Source organism: Microcoleus vaginatus HSN003 (assembly GCF_022701255.1).
Classification (GTDB): domain Bacteria; phylum Cyanobacteriota; class Cyanobacteriia; order Cyanobacteriales; family Microcoleaceae; genus Microcoleus; species Microcoleus vaginatus_B.
The window spans coordinates 2486567-2503266 of the sequence record NZ_CP031705.1; the positions used below are offsets into that span (position 1 = coordinate 2486567).

Genomic DNA, 16700 nt, shown 5'->3' on the forward strand with positions numbered 1-16700 from the left:
GCGAGCACGGGGGCACCGCGCCTACATTCGGGGAGAGAACGAGCGTCAAAGTCCCGGAAATCTCAACCTATAAACTGATAAATAAAACTCCCAAAATCATGATTCCCGCCCCTAAGAATCTTTGTTGAATATCTTTTTCCTTAAAAAGGAAATGACCGAACAATACACCCATTAACACGCTAGTACGTTTAATCGCGATCACTTGCACTACGAAAGCTAATGTCAAAGCTTGCATTTGAAAAATTATTCCAATAGCATTGAAAAACCCCATAGCAGCTAGCATTGGTAATTGTTTGAAAATTTGTCGCCCTGGATTTGGGGTTTTGTGCAATAAAACTGGCAGTAGCAACACACTCATAGTACCAAACAAAGAGAATACCCAAAAAATAGGGTTGGAATTTGTAACTCCTATTTTGTCAAAATTTGCGGCAATACTCCATAGTACTGCGACGATTAACATCAATTTGGGTCCGGGTTCATCCAGCAGTGCTTTGAATGGGGCTAAATATCCTTTAGATTTCTCTTTGATATTTAATAAATAAGAGCCTGCTACGATTAGTAAAATGCCAATATAATCAAAAAATTTGGGATATTCACCGACAATTAACGGTGAAGTTACCAACATGAATAATGGTGTCAAAGCTACCATCGGTAGTGTCAGGGATAAATCTGATACTTTGATGGCTTTGATGTAGAGGAGGGCTGTGACAGCGTTGATGCTACCTCCGATTAATAGGGCGAGCCAAAATTGAGAGTTTAATGGCGGAATTCCTGTATATAATACCCAGGGAAGCAAACAGATGACTGAAAAAAATGAGAGAGACCAAGCGACGACATATTCGTCACTTTTTTTGAGGTTTTGTTTGCCAAAAACGTCTTTGACAGCTTCAAAAAAAGCGGTCAAAATTCCCAAAATCAACCAACTCATCCTAAATATGCGCTCCTGACTCGCTCGTCGTTTAGCAAATCCGTTCCAATACCTGTGAGGGTAATATTACCAGCTTCTAGTACGTAACCCCGATCGGCAATTTGCAGTGCTAAACTGGCGTTTTGTTCGACTAAGAGGATTGTAACGCCTGTGGAGCGCAGGTTTTGAATAATTGCAAAAATTTCTTTGACGATCGCGGGTGCTAAGCCTAAACTGGGTTCGTCTAATAATAGCAGTTTCGGGCGCGACATCAGAGCACGGGCGATCGCCAGCATTTGCTGTTCCCCGCCACTGAGAGTTCCTGCTAGCTGGCGACGCCTTTCTGCTAGGCGCGGAAATACCTCAAGTTGGCGCTCTAAATCGGCTTTTACAGCCGCCGAGTCCGATCGAATATAGGCCCCCAATTCCAAGTTAGTTAACACCGTTTGCTGGGCCAAAACCCGCCGCCCTTCTGGACTGTGGGCGATTCCCAATTTCACAACTTCGTGAGCTTGGCGGCGGCTAATATCGCGCCCGCTATAAAGAATTTGTCCTTGTCGCAAATTAACTATTTTAGAAATCGCTCTCAGGGTGGTACTTTTGCCCGCACCGTTGGCACCGATGAGACTGACAACCTCGCCTGCATTAATCGTGAGATTAATATTTTGTATGGCTTGAATGCCCCCATAATTTACAGAAACATTTTTGAGTTCTAAGAGGATGTTTGGGGTTGTTTTTGGTGGACTCTGTTGCATTTTTTGTGACTTGATTTTTGATAACAAAACCGTCTCTTTTTCAGCAGTACGCCAGGGGTTGGAACCCCTGGTTCCTAGCTGAAGTCCTCTTAAAAGGACTGGAAGATTCATTTAAGGCTAACTCTTAATTTTACTCGTTCCCCGCCAGAGCAGGCAAACATTTACAATGTCTACGTTTCATCTCCCAAATAAGCCTCAATTACCGCCGGGTCATTTCTCACAACAGCAGGTTCTCCCAAGGCAATAAGCTGACCGAAATGCAAAACGGCAATCCGATCGCACAATCCCATAACTAGCGGTACATGATGCTCGATCAATATTACAGTTAAATTGAATTGTTGGCGGACTTCTCGGATAAATTCGCTTAATTTGTGCTTTTCATTGGGATTCATGCCCGCCGCAGGTTCATCTAACAAGAGTATTTGCGGTTCTAAGGCTAAAGCGCGGGCAATTTCTAAGCGCCTCTGGTCGCCGTAGGCCAAGTTTTTGGCTTGTTCGCCCGCGCGATCGCCCAATCCGACTAAATCCAACAATTCTAAGGCTTTTCGCTGGGTTTTGCGTTCCATTGCGTTAGATGCTGGCAAGCCGAAAATCCCGGCCAGCACCGATAAAACTGGATTGCCCGATCGACTGTGGATGTGTCGGGCGATCGCCACATTTTCCACTGCAGAAAGTTCCCCAAACAACCGGATATTTTGAAAAGTTCTGGCAATACCTTTATTAGCAATTTGATAAGGCTTCAAGTGGGAAATATTTTCATTTTGATAAATCAGGTTGCCACTAGAAGCAGGTATCAGTCCAGTCATTAGATTAAATAGAGTTGTCTTGCCCGCGCCGTTAGGGCCGATTAATCCAAAAATTTCGTGTTTTTCAACTGTAAAAGATACGTTGTTTACAGCAATTAAACCACCAAAACGACGAGTTAATCCTTTGGCTGCTAAAACAGGATTACTTGTTGAGAGGGTAAGGGGTTCGGAAATCATCAAATATGATAAAATAGTGATTCTCTAATTATGCCTTAGACTTAAGTATAAATGAAAGTAGAGGAAATTCAAGCAAGAGTTCGCCAAAATCTGTATGTTTACACAGGTCATGGAGATATCGAGCGTCAGGCTGATGGGTTAACCTTTACTCAGGTTGAGGAAGCTTTACTCAACGGAGAGATACTTGAGCAATATCCTAACACTGGTCGAGGTGAAAGCTGTCTAATATTAGGTTATGCAGGTGAAATTCCTATTCATATAGTCTGTGGTTGGCGCGGTGAAAAAGTAGCAATTATAACTGTATATATTCCCAGTCCCCCCAATTTTATTAACCCTAGAACTAGAGGATAGACCCATGCGAGAAATCCGATGCAATACCTGCGGTAGCAACCGCTATGAGGAACGTAGAATCGATTACCTTTACAGTCATAAAGGTAAATACTTGCTAGTTCCTAACACGCCAGTAGAGAGTTGTCTTGATTGTGGCATGATTTATTATGATGCAGCAGTTCTTAAAGAAATTGAGCGCCATTTCTTTGCTATTCACCAGCAGAATGAAATGCCGATTCCTAGATTGAAAACCCCAGCAAGAGTTCCACGTAAAGAATTGTTTGTTAAGGGAAGAAGCAGAATCTTCTTAAAGTCCCCCTAGAAAAGGGGGATTTAGGGCGATCGATTTCACGACAGACAAGCACCAATTTAGATGGCCCGGAGTGCTGAAACCAGTTTGATGAGAATGTATACACAATTATTCAAATGGCTGAGACGCCTCATCAAACACAAGGATTCTAGCCCATGACGAAGCACTGCCGACAAAGATTAGTTGCCGTAATTGCTCTCTCGTTTCTATCTTTCACATCGCCTTTGCTGTTGACTCGCAATGCTGCGGCTGGAATTGGGGACGAACCCACAGCTAATCCCAAACAGATTGCCTTCCTCACCGAGAAGTTAAACAGTAACGATGAAACGGCACTTGATGCAGCTATTAAGCTGTTACGAAAAATAGGTGAACCAGCCATCCCTGATTGGATGGAAGCTTTGCAGGATCAGAATTTGTCAGTCGGCCAGAGTGCTGCTGAGGTTCTAAGACAAATTGCTCTTCCTGCTATTCCTGCCTTTGTCAAAACCTTGAAAGACTCAGATGTGTCGGTTGGTGCAGAAGCTAAAACTGCTGTGCCGCAGCTAATTCTCTTGCTGAAAGACTCCGATGCAACTGTGCGTAGCCGTGCTGACTATGCTTTGGGAAGGATTGGTGCAGAAGCTAAAACTGCACTGCCGCAGCTAATTCTCTTGCTGAAAGACTCTGATGCAACTGTGCGTAGCCGTGCAGCCAATGCTTTGGGAAGTATCGGTGCAGAAGCTAAAACTGCACTGCCGCAGCTAATTCTGTTGCTGAAAGACTCCGATGCAAAGGTGCGTAGCCGTGCTGACTATGCTTTGGCAAGGATGCGTGCAGAAGTTAAAACTGCACTGCCGCAGCTAATTCCCCTGCTTCAAGACTCAGATGCAACTGTGCGTAGTAGTGCAGCCAATGCTTTGGGAAGTATCGGTGCAGAAGCTAAAACTGCACTGCCGCAGCTAATTGTCTTGCTGAAAGACTCCAATCCAAATGTGCGTAGTAGTGCAGCCTCTGCTTTGAAGAAAATCGGTGCAAAAGCTTAAACTGCACTGCCACAGCTAATTGTCTTGCTGAAAGACTCCGATGCAGATGTGCGTAGTAGTGCAGCCTTCGCTTTGGGGGATATCGGTGCAGAAGCTAAAACTGCACTGTCGCAGCTAGTTCCCCTGCTTCAAGACTCCGATGTAGTTGGGCGCGGCGATGTAGCTAAAGCTTTCGAGAAAATCGGTTTTAGCCTTCAAAAAAAAGCAAATTGGGTAACTTCACAGGAGTTAGATATAGCTGTATCCAACTTAGAATCTGCCTTAAAATTTGTGGCAGAATCTGAAGCTAATTTCTCACAATAAACGATCGCAAATCTCCGCATATACATCAATGAGCTCAAAGCCGAACAAAGTAATCGCCCATACATCGAATCAATTCCCACAAATCCCTACATCGGGGGAATTTACTTATTTTTCCTCTTCGGAACCTCTGCCACTCCCAGGCGGTGCTGGCGAAAAATCTACGAAACCTTAAAACCGAAATAGCCGGCTACAGAAACATCACCGTTTTGCTAGCCAAGCTCTATGCCGACCAACTGATTGCCAAGAAACAAGGCACAAGAGATGGCAATTTACCTGATAATATTGCCGAGTTAATGCTGCACTACTTAAACCAAGTCAATCACAGTGTGCCGGGGGAGAAATTTAGCGATTATACCGTCCACAAAGATGCTAAAATCATACCCTGGGAATGCCTGAAACCAACCTACCGCTCCGCAGCCGCCAACCGTCAAAATGCGAGAAGTGCTCTGGGTGAAGAAAAGGCATAATTACGGCTCAAGTATCTAGAATAAAAACTCATAATCATCCAAACAATAGGTGTCGCACACGACCAAATCCGTTTTTCTCTGCATCCGCTAGGCGAGTATTTAGGTGGGTTGTATTTGCTAGATATTAACGGTAAAGATGAGAGGAAAGGGCAAAAAATTTTGCAGGTAGCAGACTCCCAAAATTAACCCGAAGCGAGCAAAGGCTTTCTGTTAGCAGTAAAAAATTGCTATCACGATAAAATAAGTATCGGTGCAAAAGATACCGACTTTCTGCCGCAAGAAATCACATCGCGCTATAATATTACAATTACCGTACCGCCTCAATCTCGTCAAGCCGTCTCGCCTGGGTAATCTTATGACGATGTACGAACCGGATTCGCAGCCTTCGCGAACAAAAGTCCTCCCTACGATGTATGATTTACCCAGTGAAGACCCGGAGGAACCCGGTTTGCCTGACGAATTTCACGACTTTCAACCCGAACTGCTGCGTCTAACCTGCCGCCCCGCCAACCATCCGCCAGAACAAATATTTATAGCGACAGACCTTAATCTCTACTACGATTCTAACCATCTCAATTGGTACAAAAGACCTGATTGGTTTGTCGTCTTGGGGGTTCCGAGATTATATCAAGGTGACGAATTGCGCCTCAGCTACGTGATGTGGCAAGAAAATGTCAGTCCTCTGGTAGTAGTAGAACTGCTATCACCTGGAACTGAAGATGAGGATTTAGGAATTACAGAAGAAGCACGAAATAAACCCCCTACTAAGTGGCGAGTTTACGAACAGATTTTGCAGATTCCTTACTACTTTGTTTTCAGTCGGTACAACAATCAACTGAGAGTATTTCGCTTGATTGGCAATCGTTACCGCGAACAATTTTTAACCGAACCCAGATTCTGGATACCGGAATTAGAATTAGGTATAGGTTGGTGGGAAGGGTGTTATCAAGGTTGTTCGAGGTTGTGGCTGCGCTGGTACGATGTCAGTGGAAATTGGGTTCTAACTCCCGAGGAGTTTGAAAGGCAGCGAGCTGAATTAGAAAGTCAGCGAGCTGAATTAGAAAGTCAGCGGGCAGAATCAGAAAGTCAGCGAGCAAATCGATTAGCCGATCGCCTCCGAGCAATGGGCATTAATCCGGATGAGCTGTAAAATTAAGTAGCAGCGCCAAATACTGTCTGCGGTGTCAATAAAAACTTATTAACTAAAAATAACTTATGCCAGACTCTACCTCACTGCGCGATCGCTACCTAGCCCTAATCGACAAAATTGTCGAAATCACCCTCAAAGGTCAAATTCGCTCCAAAGAACAAGTTTATCAAATGCTGGTGCAAGACATTAGCACCGGTACCGGCGAAATCTTTGAACGCTGTTTCGGCGAACGCCTTGATGCCGCAGAAAATCAAGTCAGAAATGAAAAAGACGAAATCAAACAAGCAAAGGCAAATCGCACTCTCCGAGCTCTCAAAACCATCCAAGGAGAATGGGAACGGTGGCAGAAAGATAACCGCGTCGATCGCGAAATTGCATCCTCAATCCAACAAATCGTTACTGCCGAATCTAACGCCCGCCTCCTGGCATTATTACAAGTAATTGACCCGAATAAAGAACATCCGCTGACTCTGGCTCAATTGCAGCAATTGGCAAAATCCCTACACCAACAAATGCTGCAAACTGCCAATCCCGAAACCGAACAAGATTTGCAGCAAATCACCGTCGGCATCGCCAAAGGTTTAGAATCTTGGCAGCGTTTGGAACCGGAACTTGTGGGCTGGATTTATCAGCCGCAGCAGCTAGGATTTGCCGGTAGTCCCGAACAAAATGGGCCTTGGGCTTTTTGGGCAAAAAAAGTTAACAGTCCCTTTCCCCAGGCTCTGTTGAATACTATTGCAGTCGGTGAATCTGTAGTTCAATTCGCAGCCCAGCAATCGAGTTTAGATTTAGGCATCTTGGTGGAAGCGGCGATTATTTTGCAGTGCTTGCAACGGGCGTTGGCGACATGGTTTGATAAGCAAGTTTATGATTCCAAAGTGTCAACAAAAGCTTCAATTTCTACTTACATTACTTTTGCGGTAATTTGGAGTCAGCTAGCTAGTGGGTTTAATAATTCTACCAAAAGCGGCGAGCAGTTGGCAAATGCTTGTTTTCAAGTAACTTTGCAAATTTTGCGCGCTTTTTCTCAGCGAGAATATTTTCCGCTTTACGGGGGAATTTTTGCTTCGTTTGATGGTAAAGCCCTGCGGCATACTTTGGATTATTTAGACGAACCGCTGCGGCGAGTTGAAGGCACTCAAGCGAAAGCTCGGATTCTGACGCTTTTGGGTTATTCGATGCAGGCGGCTGGGGCCTACGAGCGATCGATCTTGCTACACAAGCAAGCGCTGGAAATTGCCCGTACCGAAGGAGACAAAGCTTGCGAAGTTGCCAATCTCAATCACATCAGCCGTAACTATGTTGCTCAAAAAAATTATCAGGAAGCGATTAATTACAGCCAGCGGGCTTTAATTATGGCACGACAAGCGGGAGAGCGACAAGGCGAGGCAAATGCTCTGGCTAATTTGGGTTACAGTGAAGTGTTTCAAGCGCGGCAGTTGGAGGAGGTGGAACCGGAGGTTTACGAGAGTGCGATCGGTTATTTGGAACAAGGTTTGTTGCTATCGGAAAAATTGGGCGATCGCCAAAGTCAAGCTTTTTGTTCTAGCAGTCTCGGTATTGCTAAAATTGCCCTGGAAAATGCTGAAGCTGCGATCGAGTATTTGCTCAAAGGTTGGCAAGCGGCTCAATTCTCAGGGGATTTATATTTGCAAGGTCTGAATTTGGCTTACTTGGCTCAAGCTTATTACAGAATCAACTCACTAGAAAAAGCGATATTTGCGGGCAGTTTGGGGATGTATACTTTGGAGCAAATTGGTGCGATCGAGTGGCGTCAATCGGCTGGTTTGTTAACAATTTTGCGGGGTCAAATGGGGGCGGAATCTTTTAAACAATCTTTGGCGAAAAGTCGAGCGAATATCATTCCGGCGATCGGTGTTGATGGCTACGATTACATCCCGGAGTTGCTGGAAAAATATCAGCAATCTATTTAACTCTTTGTTGTGGAACAGGCCTGAAAGCCTGTTGCTGACAGAGGTTTAAGGTGTAAGTTATAACTCACCCAATAGCTGCATTATCAATAAGTCTTTCATGGGTGGGATCTCCTGCCCACCCCACAACCAAATTTAAGTCTTTGTGGAACAGGCATCTTGCCTGTTCATGTGTTTTTATGCACCCCAACCTCCAAATAATTAATGCTCAACTATCACCGGTGTGCCAACTGCGACTTTCTCAAATAAAGCCTGTGCGTCTTTATCAAACATTCTGACGCAGCCGTGAGAAGCCGCCCCCCCGATCGACTCTGGATTCGGAGTACCATGAAAACCAATCACATTCTTGCCATCCGTCCAAAACCCCATCCACCTACTCCCTAATGGATTGTCTGGCCCAGCAGGAATAAGTTCTCCTGTCCAAGGATTTTGCCAAACTGGATCTTTGATCATTTGCATAACTTTAAAATTGCCTGTAGGAGTTTCCCACCCGCCTTTTCCCACAGCAACCGGGAAACTGGTTTGCACCTTATTTTGTCGGTAAACATAAACGCGGCGTTCTCGTAATTTCAGCACTAAACGCACTTCCTCAATAGGACTTACCGCAGGCTTTGGTTCCTGGGGAATATAACGAAATGGTTCTCCCAAGGGCGGCAGTTCTGGGGTTCCGAGATTCGGCAATTGTGCCTCGGATGTGGGCCGCTGCGCTGCGATCGCACTATTACTTGAATTAGCCACCAGTTCGGCAGTGGCCTGCGGCTGTAGACCCACCGACAGCGCCGCTGCACTCAAGCTCAGTACAATTAACTTGTTAAACAAAAATTTGCTCTTCACCATTGTTTTGTTCGCTAAACTCCTCACCAGCAGTTCCTACAAAGTTCCTATCTAATTATCCGCCAACCGCACCTGATCACAAAATTTTGAGATGGCTTTTTGACGGCAACTGCGCTGCACAGTTTTTAGGTAAAATTCCACCACTGATAACTTGTAACTCAACACAAAGCTTAGGCAATAATACTAAAACCACAAGGTTTTTATAAGAGGCTCAGTGGAATTACGCAATAGAATGTCCTGAGAAAACCCGGTTTATGCGTAAATATTCCAAGAACATGATTAAATTTTACCTCCGACTAATTTGATTTTTTAGCCATGGCCGACTGGGGATCAAGTATTCAAACTATGGCGCTGCTGTATCCGGCAAGCATAATCTGTCTTTGGGTAGAGTTCCCCCCAGCAACAGTTAGGTTGGCGGAAAAAAACTGCTAAGGTCGATCTAATAAACTTAATATATCACGTCAACACTCGAGAGATGCGAACCGCTGAACTTGTTGTTAATTGGGAACTTATGATGTAAAATTTAGTCTTTCAATACTTGTTCGATAATCTTTTTTTGAGATTGTCATAAATTTCCTACTCTGGGGATTAAACTGGATTAGGTAGAGAGGTTGGGACTTTCGCGCAGCGGAAGCAAACCCGACCCTGAATAGCAGTTAATGTGAGGTTTCAATGCGTCTTCAGAACATCAAATTATTGACAGGTGCAACACTGTCGGTGGTAATTTCGGCGGTCTCAGTACATCCTGCGATGGCTAACCCTGCAACTCAAATAGCCCAAACGCAGACCACCACAACAGCAAGCACTCGAACCATTACCGGTTTTGTCAAAAGTATTGTCGGCGACGTAGTAACTATTCGCGAAGAAAGCGCGCCGTACAGGACTCTCAGGATTCAAAGATGCGTCCTGAGAATTATTGGCCTCGTACCGGGAATGAAAGTCAGAGCTACAGTCGCCGGATCTCAGATACAAAATATCGCGGTGATCCCCGATTATAAGGTGGTAGCAGCAACGGTTGTTCGTCCCGCAACCCCAGCACCGGCACCGCGTCCGGCCCCAGCACCCGCTCCGGTACCTCGTCCGGCTCCCGTTCCGCGTTCGGCTCCAGTTCCGGCTCCCCGTCCAATTCCGGCTCCTCGTCCGGCTCCGGCTCCTGTGAGAGGACTTTGGTAGACCTAGGTTATACGATTTTAGATTTTCGATTGAAGATGGGCAATGACAATCAAGCAATTTGGTTCCGGGCCCCCAGATTCATTCGTGGGGTCGCTTTCTTCAATTCTTTAATCTAAAATCTAAAATCTAAAATCTAAAATCGATTGACTGATAAAGCTCAAGGTTTGGATCACAGGGCTACACTTGCATTCTTGTTTGCAACTGGTATCAGTAAATAAAATTAAGCCACCGCGTCGGCGGTGGCTTAGCTATTTAATAGCCGTTAGAATAATAGAATGGTCCAGCAATTGTGGAGAAATCGCTGCTATGTATTACCTGCGTTTCTTGCTGCTAATTCTGCTGTTGCCGGTGATTGCGTGCGATCGAGCTACAGATGCGATCGCCCCTGCTGTTGGCAACAACGGCCCCCTGTCGCAAATTCCCTCCCGTGCACCGCTGGTAAATGTTGGGACAAATCAAATTGTACCGACCAAACCGCTTTCGCCGCAGCCAATCCGCATTGTTGCAACTACTTTGCCGCAGCCCGGAGCCAGCGAAAGCGCCTCAAAACCTCCTCAAGTAGTACCGATTCCCGCATCGCCATTGCTGCGAGTGCCTCCTGGCTTTGTCGTTAACGTTTTTGCTGACAATTTAGACGCTCCCCGATGGCTGGCTTTGACGCCGACAGGCGATGTTTTGGTAACAGAAACCCGGCAAAATCGGATTACACTGTTGCGAGATGCCAATCGCGACGGGGTTGCTGAGGTTCGCAAAACTTTTGCAAGTGCCCAAAACGGGTTAAATATTCCCTTTGGTATGGCTTTTGCAGATCGCTATTTTTTCCTCGGAAATACCGCTGAAGTCCGCCGATTTCCCTACACAAAAGGGCAGGAACAATTGACAGGTAGTGGTCAAAAAATTGCCGATTTACCGGGCGGCGGCTACAACCAACACTGGACGCGAAATGTTGTCGTTTCCCCCGACAAGAGCAAGCTTTTCGTCTCAGTTGGATCGCAGTCTAATGCCGATGTCGAACCGCTGCCGAGGGCGTCTGTTCAAGTGATGAATTTGGACGGCAAGAACAAACAAATTTTTGCTTCGGGTTTGCGAAATCCGGTGGGATTGGATTTTCACCCAACAACGAATCAACTCTACACAACAGTCAACGAACGCGACGGTTTGGGAGATGATTTGGTGCCGGATTACTTGACAAGAATTCGTCAAGGCGAGTTTTACGGCTGGCCTTACGCTTATTTTAAGCCGAATTTGCTCGACCCGCGCCACTCCAGAAATGGCAATAGCGATCGACCTGATTTAGCGGCTAAAACATTAATGCCAGACGTGCTGTTTCAGGCGCATTCGGCGGCTTTGGGACTTCAGTTTTACGACGGCAAAACGTTTCCCAAAAGATTCTCGAACGGGGCGTTTGTGGCGTTTCGCGGCAGTTGGAACCGGAACGCTGGAACTGGTTATAAAATCGTGTTTGTACCTTTTAATGCGGCGAACGGACGCCCTCAAGGTTATTATGAGGATTTTCTGACTGGTTTTCTGACAGATCCGTCGGGCCCGAAAACTTGGGGGAGGCCGGTTGGTTTGCTGGTTTTACCTGACGGGAGTTTGCTGTTTACTGAGGAAGCGAACAACCGGATTTATCGGGTGCAGTATCGCGGCTGACGATTGGGCGATCTATTAGATACCGACTTTTTCAAGAAGTCGGGGATCTGGTTGTTTAGTCAGCTTCAAACCTTGCTAAGTTGAGATTCACCGGAGAGCTTTTGAAAAATTAATAACCTATCTTCTTCCGCAGTTTCGCGATTTAAATCAGACAGTTCGTAATAGGAATCTGTTTCTGGCAAGTAGATTGCCGGTAAATTTGCAGGCAGAATTAAATAAGTGTTTTTCACCTGTAAATCATTGTCTATATCTAATGAATATAAAAATCCGTCAACAGGATTTACAATTAACTCGTGCAAGGAAACTTGTCCCTCTATGTAAAGCTTGAGAGTTAGTTGTGCAACTCTGAAAACCAACCAGCGATTGTACAAATTATCTACATCGCACCACGAATAAAGATAGCTATCGCCGTATTCATTCTCAAAAAGCGATAGCAGGGGGCCGTCGAAATACTCTAAAGTGACTATGCTTCTGAGAGATAAAGGAAATTTACTTAGTTTAAATCCTATTAATTGTTCCATGTTTTTGTACCTTACAATAAACAAGATGTTATTACAAATTTTGCTGCTAAATCAGCAGTAGCAAATTCATGTAGGCTCAAGTGACCGTTATCATCTATTTGGGAGACAACTCCATCTGTCTTGTCGATCGATCCTGCTGCTATGTTAGTCCCCAGAGAATCGCGGAGTTTTTTTCTTTTTTTTGTTAGTTTTAAATAACGTTTTTCGGCATTTTCCTTGGTATCAAATAATGATAGCGCATAACCTTGACATCTGGTTGCTTCAGTTTCTGGTTGTAGGTTGCGCTGCGGAGTTATTATCAGCACTGGTTTAAAGTTATTAATAGATCGTTCATCATTGGGTTCAAATACAAATCTAAAAGCCAGCATTTCTTTAGGTTCATAGTCCTGTGGCGGGCATTGAGTTGAAAGCTTATCTATATATTATTGGTGTTTTAAACACATATTGATAATTTTAGTAGCCGCTTTGATTTTAAATTTTAAATGTTAGCCGAAAATCGCTAGTTTTTATATCAATTGTAATCCGTTCTTTTTGCTGTAAAATCAGTGGTTATTCCTCTTAACAGTATTTTTAAGTGGGTACCGTAAATAACCTAAAAATTTTGCGATCGCGCTTTAAAATCCCGAACCGGGTTGTTTGAGAAATTCCGCTTCTTCTGGGGTTGTTTCGCGTCCGAGAATTTCATTGCGGTGGGGAAATCTCCCAAACCGCTCGATTATTTCCAAATGCTGCATCGCGTATTCAATGACTGAATCGCTGTCAGGTTCGCCGCTGAGTTGGCTAAATAGTTCGACAGATTTTTGCTGGTTTTCTAAGTTTTCGCTGTGTTCAAAAGGCAGATAAATAAACACTTTTTGTACAGTAAGCAATTCGCGATCGAATTTATTATTAACAGCGTATTCGGCGGTGGCTAAAGCTTTGTTGTCTGTGGCGAATGCTTGGGGTGTTCCGCGAAACATATTGCGCGGAAATTGATCGAGCAGTAGAATTAATGCTAGGCAGTTTTCCGGGGAATCTTGCCATGAGTCGAGTTTACCGGAGGCGGCGAGTTCGTATTGCTGCATAAAGCGCGATCGCACTTCTGCATCAAAATCCGCATCTTTTTCAAACCATTTCTTTTGGGCTTTGCCAAACTCAGGAGACTGCGCTCGACCAAACCAAAAATCTAAAACTTCATTCATTAGCAATCTAGTATGCGATTGATTGTTGATTAAAGCTTCTGTGTCTGTAGTTGCACAAAATGCGCTCTCTGTGCAACTACAAACGGCAGCGATTAATGATTAGCAATAATGACTTAGGAACCTTTGTTGTGCGGTGCTTAAATTCACGAACTAGCAAACAGTCTGTCCCAAGTTTTGCCTCCTACCACTCCGTCTACAGGAATATCAGCTTGTCGCTGAAATCTTTTCACTGCATTTTCGGTTGTCGGGCCGAACACGCCATCAATTGCGATCGGGTGTGCGGACAAGCCCCGCGCGTTCAACAACTTTTGCAGTTTCTTCACATCGTGCCCTTTCGAGCCACATTTTAAAATCCTTTTATGGTGTCTCACTACTGGTCGATGGCAATCATCAGTGTAGCAAACTGCGGAACCCGCTGCATAGTTGGCTCTACTTGTGCCCGTCAAAACTAATAGGGCGAAAATTCCTAGTAAAAAATAAAAAGTCTGTGATCCTGCCATACTTTCCCTGTTAATTTTTCAAGCGTTTTTTGCAATTTGGACGATTGTTTGAGGGTGAGAAACCGGGTTTATAGGATGGGGGCATCCCATCTTGATTGACCTGGTTTCTGGCAACAGTCAACCGACATTCTACAATATAAGTGGCTTTACTGCAAAATCTCCGATCGTGCAAGTTAAATTTTGTTGCTGTTTGGTAGCAGCAAAGGTAACAATTACTTCGCAGGCAACTGCAACTGTCAGGATTACCAAGTTTCGCGCCAGCGGGTAATCGCAAACGTCATCATTCGCCGCTGAAGGAACCCGATAGTGTTCGTTCCAAATTATTTCGGAGTAATCGGCAGCTAATCCGACGTGCACGCAGGGAAGGGATGCACTCGCACAGTAATCCTTGACTGCTTGCCGCCCGACACTGTTATCAAAAGTATCGATGACTGTGGCGCTGTTGGCCAGCAGCCGATCGACATTTGCGGGTGTCAATTCTTTTGAGTGCGCGTCAATGCTGACTCCCAAAGCGCGGTAGAGGTTGTTGGCGAGAATTTTGGCTTTGAATGCGCCGATGTCCGATCGATAATAGGGTTGAGTGGAAAGGTTGCGTTCCTCAATGCGATCGCGATCAATGACTTTTAACTGACAAAAGCCCGATCGCGCCAGACTTTCTGTAATATTCGCACCCAAAGCGCCCGCCCCGCACACCGTTACCGGGAAATTTTTGATCTGCGACATCACTGCGGCACTTCTGTAAAGTTGTTCGTGAAAAAATATACTCATGGTAATCAAGAATTAGCGATTTTCGACGACTCCAACCAATGAATGCAAGTCGAAGTCTTTGTCCAATCCGCTGAGACAAATCCCCGCACTCATAACTGTCAAGTCATTTTTGGCGATCGCAGAAGTGTGGTGTTCTCCTGTTCCGCTAGTCCATTCAACTAGCCAATAATTTTCGCGATCGCCAAAATCCCGCAATTCACCGCCGCCCATTTTTAGCGCCTGCTGCAAGCGCTGTTGGGCCCGCACTTTCGGATCGAAATATTTAATATTTCGGGACACCAACTCATAAACTGTTCGCATTTCCGGTGTCATCCCTTTAAAGCGAACTTCTTGAGGCAAAGTCAACTTTTTTAAAGCTGCTTTTAACTTCTCAGACGGCAGCGGATCGGCGCGCCTGTCAATCTCTTCAAACCACAAACAATGACCGTCCCACCGCGCAACAATCGGCTCAAACTGCGAACCTTCAGTTACTAAATGAACTGGTACGGGTTTCGCAACACCCGTGCGCTGTTTAGCGTCAGATTCGTTAACAGGATAAGCCAGCCAAGTTTGCCCTTGCAGCACGCAAGCCAACTGCAAGCGAACGGGTACGAGCAGTTGCAAATACTCGGCTACTTGCGGCAAACTCGGTTCCTCAATCACCGCAGCAATTTTCTCATTGACTGGCCCAAAAATAGCCCATCCTTCAAAGTTGCGCGGCTGCGGTAGAAAAGTATAAATCATTGAGCTAACCCTTGTCCGCACGCTTCCCCCGGGCACGCAAGGAGCCAGGAATTGGGTATCGAGTAGGTGCCCTTCTTGGGCAGCGAGTTTGCTGAGAATTTGGCGGATATCTGCCACTGAATTGACCTCCGTCATCTTACTTTTTGTTACCGAACACACTTTTAATTTAAGAAAACCTAAAGATTTTTCAACACTATTGACAGGAGTTAATCTCCTAATCTAATATTGAGCGAATCTCGCAAGTTAACCTTGTAAATATCTTAAGTAAATATGCTGCAAAAGCTTTTTTGTAAGTGGGTTGTAGTCACAGCTTTGACACTTCCTCTTTTTGGCTCAGTCCAGGTAGCTAAAGCTCAGGACAGCCATGGAGCTACTGCTTATTCTCCGACTTCTGACGCCACTGGTATTAGTTGGGATCATGCGACAGAGAAAGAAGCACTAAACGCAGCAGTAGCCGTGTGCAATGAACAAAGCGAAGGTGCGAACGACTGCGAAGCGCTGACCTCTAATAGTAATAATTGTGGAGCGATCGCCGTAGGCAAAGGAGGAGCAGGTGCGGGCTGGGGTGAGGATAAAGCAGCAGCAGAAGCTCAAGCTCTCGCTGGTTGCAGCGAACTAGATGGCGGTAAGTGTAAAGTGCAGCTTTCAGCTTGCAACAACTAATTAAAGTGATAAAAATTGGTTAGAGTAGTGTCTTTTTTCGGTCGTAAAACCGCTTAAAAAATAGTAAAAGTAGGGTGCGCTAGGCGCACCTTACAAAATACAAATCAGCTAAAAGTAGGGTGCACCATGTGCACCTTACAGTTAATCTCCTACTTCGGAAGTAACTGCATCTGGTGGCAGCAAACTTTCTAATCTATCTTTAGACCAATATTCAGTAGGGTAAGCGAGTGCAATAATATCAGAGAGTCGAATCAGCCACGTAACTTGTCCGTAAGCATCGATATTTTCCGCCTGTTCGTTAGGGGGAACTATCACCAAAAGTTCCACAAACTCCCCGAATAAATTAATCGGGATGCCGCCGAAACTGCTATTATTTGTTTTAATCCAAACTTTGCTGCCTCGATCGAGAGCTTCTTGAAGTCGCTGGAAGAGCAAACTGGATTTTTTGACCTGGGATTTTTTGGCTTTCGACTTTTTTCCCATACTTTTAAGAAGTTAAAGTAGTTGTATTGTGGGTTGCACAGTT

General features: G+C 45.1%; 22 protein-coding genes. 11 read left to right on the forward strand and 11 right to left on the reverse strand.

Annotation, left to right across the window (positions count from 1 at the left end; translation table 11 throughout):
* Nucleotides 1-67: 67 nt before the first annotated feature.
* The 3 genes from D0A37_RS10615 to D0A37_RS10625 form a co-directional block, all read right to left on the reverse strand.
* Nucleotides 68-928 carry an EamA family transporter gene (locus D0A37_RS10615; RefSeq protein ID WP_006634644.1) on the reverse strand — a complete coding sequence of 287 codons (861 nt, stop codon included), beginning with the start codon at nucleotides 926-928 and terminating at the stop codon, nucleotides 68-70.
* The gene (locus D0A37_RS10620) at nucleotides 925-1662 is read right to left on the reverse strand and encodes an ABC transporter ATP-binding protein (RefSeq protein ID WP_242723967.1); all 738 of its coding nucleotides are present in this window, start codon (nucleotides 1660-1662) and stop codon (nucleotides 925-927) included. Before D0A37_RS10620 ends, D0A37_RS10615 begins: the two co-directional genes overlap by 4 nt.
* Before the next feature lie 170 nt (nucleotides 1663-1832).
* Complete coding sequence (locus D0A37_RS10625; RefSeq protein ID WP_242723968.1) at nucleotides 1833-2645, reverse strand: ABC transporter ATP-binding protein; 813 nt, start codon at nucleotides 2643-2645, stop codon at nucleotides 1833-1835.
* A 51-nt stretch (nucleotides 2646-2696) separates the two neighbouring features.
* On the opposite strand from D0A37_RS10625, the gene D0A37_RS10630 reads away from it, so the two are divergent.
* The 8 genes from D0A37_RS10630 to D0A37_RS10660 all read left to right on the forward strand — a co-directional run bounded on the left by D0A37_RS10630 (nucleotide 2697) and on the right by D0A37_RS10660 (nucleotide 8161).
* Complete coding sequence (locus D0A37_RS10630) at nucleotides 2697-2996, forward strand: DUF4258 domain-containing protein (protein WP_242723969.1); 300 nt, start codon at nucleotides 2697-2699, stop codon at nucleotides 2994-2996.
* Between the two features lie 4 nt (nucleotides 2997-3000).
* A complete protein-coding gene (locus tag D0A37_RS10635) occupies nucleotides 3001-3297 on the forward strand; it encodes a type II toxin-antitoxin system MqsA family antitoxin (RefSeq protein WP_242723971.1) in 297 nt (98 codons plus the stop codon).
* Nucleotides 3298-3440: 143 nt separating this feature from the next.
* Nucleotides 3441-4307, forward strand: coding sequence for a HEAT repeat domain-containing protein (locus tag D0A37_RS10640; protein ID WP_242723972.1), 867 nt, complete (start codon nucleotides 3441-3443; stop codon nucleotides 4305-4307).
* A gap of 24 nt (nucleotides 4308-4331) precedes the next feature.
* On the forward strand, nucleotides 4332-4610 hold the full coding sequence (locus D0A37_RS10645) for a HEAT repeat domain-containing protein (protein WP_242723974.1): 279 nt from the start codon (nucleotides 4332-4334) through the stop codon (nucleotides 4608-4610).
* Nucleotides 4611-4753: 143 nt separating this feature from the next.
* On the forward strand, nucleotides 4754-5077 hold the full coding sequence (locus D0A37_RS10650; RefSeq protein WP_242723975.1) for a hypothetical protein: 324 nt from the start codon (nucleotides 4754-4756) through the stop codon (nucleotides 5075-5077).
* A 240-nt stretch (nucleotides 5078-5317) separates the two neighbouring features.
* Entirely contained in the window at nucleotides 5318-5428 is a 111-nt protein-coding gene (locus D0A37_RS29445) for a hypothetical protein (RefSeq protein WP_445242547.1), read from the forward strand.
* Between the two features lie 4 nt (nucleotides 5429-5432).
* Nucleotides 5433-6227 (forward strand): Uma2 family endonuclease, encoded by a 795-nt coding sequence (locus tag D0A37_RS10655; protein WP_242723976.1) that lies wholly within the window; start codon nucleotides 5433-5435, stop codon nucleotides 6225-6227.
* Nucleotides 6228-6292: 65 nt separating this feature from the next.
* Nucleotides 6293-8161, forward strand: coding sequence for a tetratricopeptide repeat protein (locus tag D0A37_RS10660; RefSeq protein ID WP_242723977.1), 1869 nt, complete (start codon nucleotides 6293-6295; stop codon nucleotides 8159-8161).
* Nucleotides 8162-8359: 198 nt separating this feature from the next.
* On the opposite strand, the gene D0A37_RS10665 is transcribed toward D0A37_RS10660, so the two are convergent.
* The gene (locus D0A37_RS10665; protein WP_242723978.1) at nucleotides 8360-8995 is read right to left on the reverse strand and encodes a L,D-transpeptidase; all 636 of its coding nucleotides are present in this window, start codon (nucleotides 8993-8995) and stop codon (nucleotides 8360-8362) included.
* Nucleotides 8996-9664: 669 nt separating this feature from the next.
* On the opposite strand from D0A37_RS10665, the gene D0A37_RS10670 reads away from it, so the two are divergent.
* The gene (locus tag D0A37_RS10670; RefSeq protein WP_242723980.1) at nucleotides 9665-10165 is read left to right on the forward strand and encodes an autotransporter; all 501 of its coding nucleotides are present in this window, start codon (nucleotides 9665-9667) and stop codon (nucleotides 10163-10165) included.
* A gap of 306 nt (nucleotides 10166-10471) precedes the next feature.
* On the forward strand, nucleotides 10472-11818 hold the full coding sequence (locus D0A37_RS10675) for a PQQ-dependent sugar dehydrogenase (protein WP_242723981.1): 1347 nt from the start codon (nucleotides 10472-10474) through the stop codon (nucleotides 11816-11818).
* 65 nt (nucleotides 11819-11883) lie between these two features.
* Here the strand turns inward: D0A37_RS10675 and D0A37_RS10680 are convergent, their stop codons facing one another.
* The 6 genes from D0A37_RS10680 to D0A37_RS10705 all read right to left on the reverse strand — a co-directional run bounded on the left by D0A37_RS10680 (nucleotide 11884) and on the right by D0A37_RS10705 (nucleotide 15646).
* Nucleotides 11884-12339 carry a DUF6575 domain-containing protein gene (locus D0A37_RS10680; RefSeq protein ID WP_242723982.1) on the reverse strand — a complete coding sequence of 152 codons (456 nt, stop codon included), beginning with the start codon at nucleotides 12337-12339 and terminating at the stop codon, nucleotides 11884-11886.
* An 11-nt stretch (nucleotides 12340-12350) separates the two neighbouring features.
* Nucleotides 12351-12707 (reverse strand): hypothetical protein, encoded by a 357-nt coding sequence (locus D0A37_RS10685; protein WP_242723984.1) that lies wholly within the window; start codon nucleotides 12705-12707, stop codon nucleotides 12351-12353.
* A 246-nt stretch (nucleotides 12708-12953) separates the two neighbouring features.
* Nucleotides 12954-13520 (reverse strand): DUF924 family protein, encoded by a 567-nt coding sequence (locus D0A37_RS10690; RefSeq protein WP_242723986.1) that lies wholly within the window; start codon nucleotides 13518-13520, stop codon nucleotides 12954-12956.
* 143 nt (nucleotides 13521-13663) lie between these two features.
* Nucleotides 13664-14020: a peptidoglycan-binding domain-containing protein gene (locus D0A37_RS10695; RefSeq protein ID WP_242723988.1), complete on the reverse strand. Its 357-nt coding sequence runs from the start codon at nucleotides 14018-14020 to the stop codon at nucleotides 13664-13666.
* A gap of 129 nt (nucleotides 14021-14149) precedes the next feature.
* Nucleotides 14150-14788, reverse strand: a complete 639-nt coding sequence (locus D0A37_RS10700; RefSeq protein ID WP_242723991.1) for a ThiF family adenylyltransferase — start codon at nucleotides 14786-14788, stop codon at nucleotides 14150-14152.
* A gap of 12 nt (nucleotides 14789-14800) precedes the next feature.
* Complete coding sequence (locus tag D0A37_RS10705) at nucleotides 14801-15646, reverse strand: hypothetical protein (RefSeq protein WP_242723993.1); 846 nt, start codon at nucleotides 15644-15646, stop codon at nucleotides 14801-14803.
* 135 nt (nucleotides 15647-15781) lie between these two features.
* Between D0A37_RS10705 and D0A37_RS10710 the strand changes: the two genes are divergently transcribed.
* Nucleotides 15782-16174, forward strand: coding sequence for a DUF4189 domain-containing protein (locus D0A37_RS10710; protein WP_242723994.1), 393 nt, complete (start codon nucleotides 15782-15784; stop codon nucleotides 16172-16174).
* A 141-nt stretch (nucleotides 16175-16315) separates the two neighbouring features.
* Here the strand turns inward: D0A37_RS10710 and D0A37_RS10715 are convergent, their stop codons facing one another.
* Nucleotides 16316-16657, reverse strand: coding sequence for a hypothetical protein (locus D0A37_RS10715; protein WP_242723996.1), 342 nt, complete (start codon nucleotides 16655-16657; stop codon nucleotides 16316-16318).
* Between the last annotated feature and the right edge of the window lie 43 nt (nucleotides 16658-16700).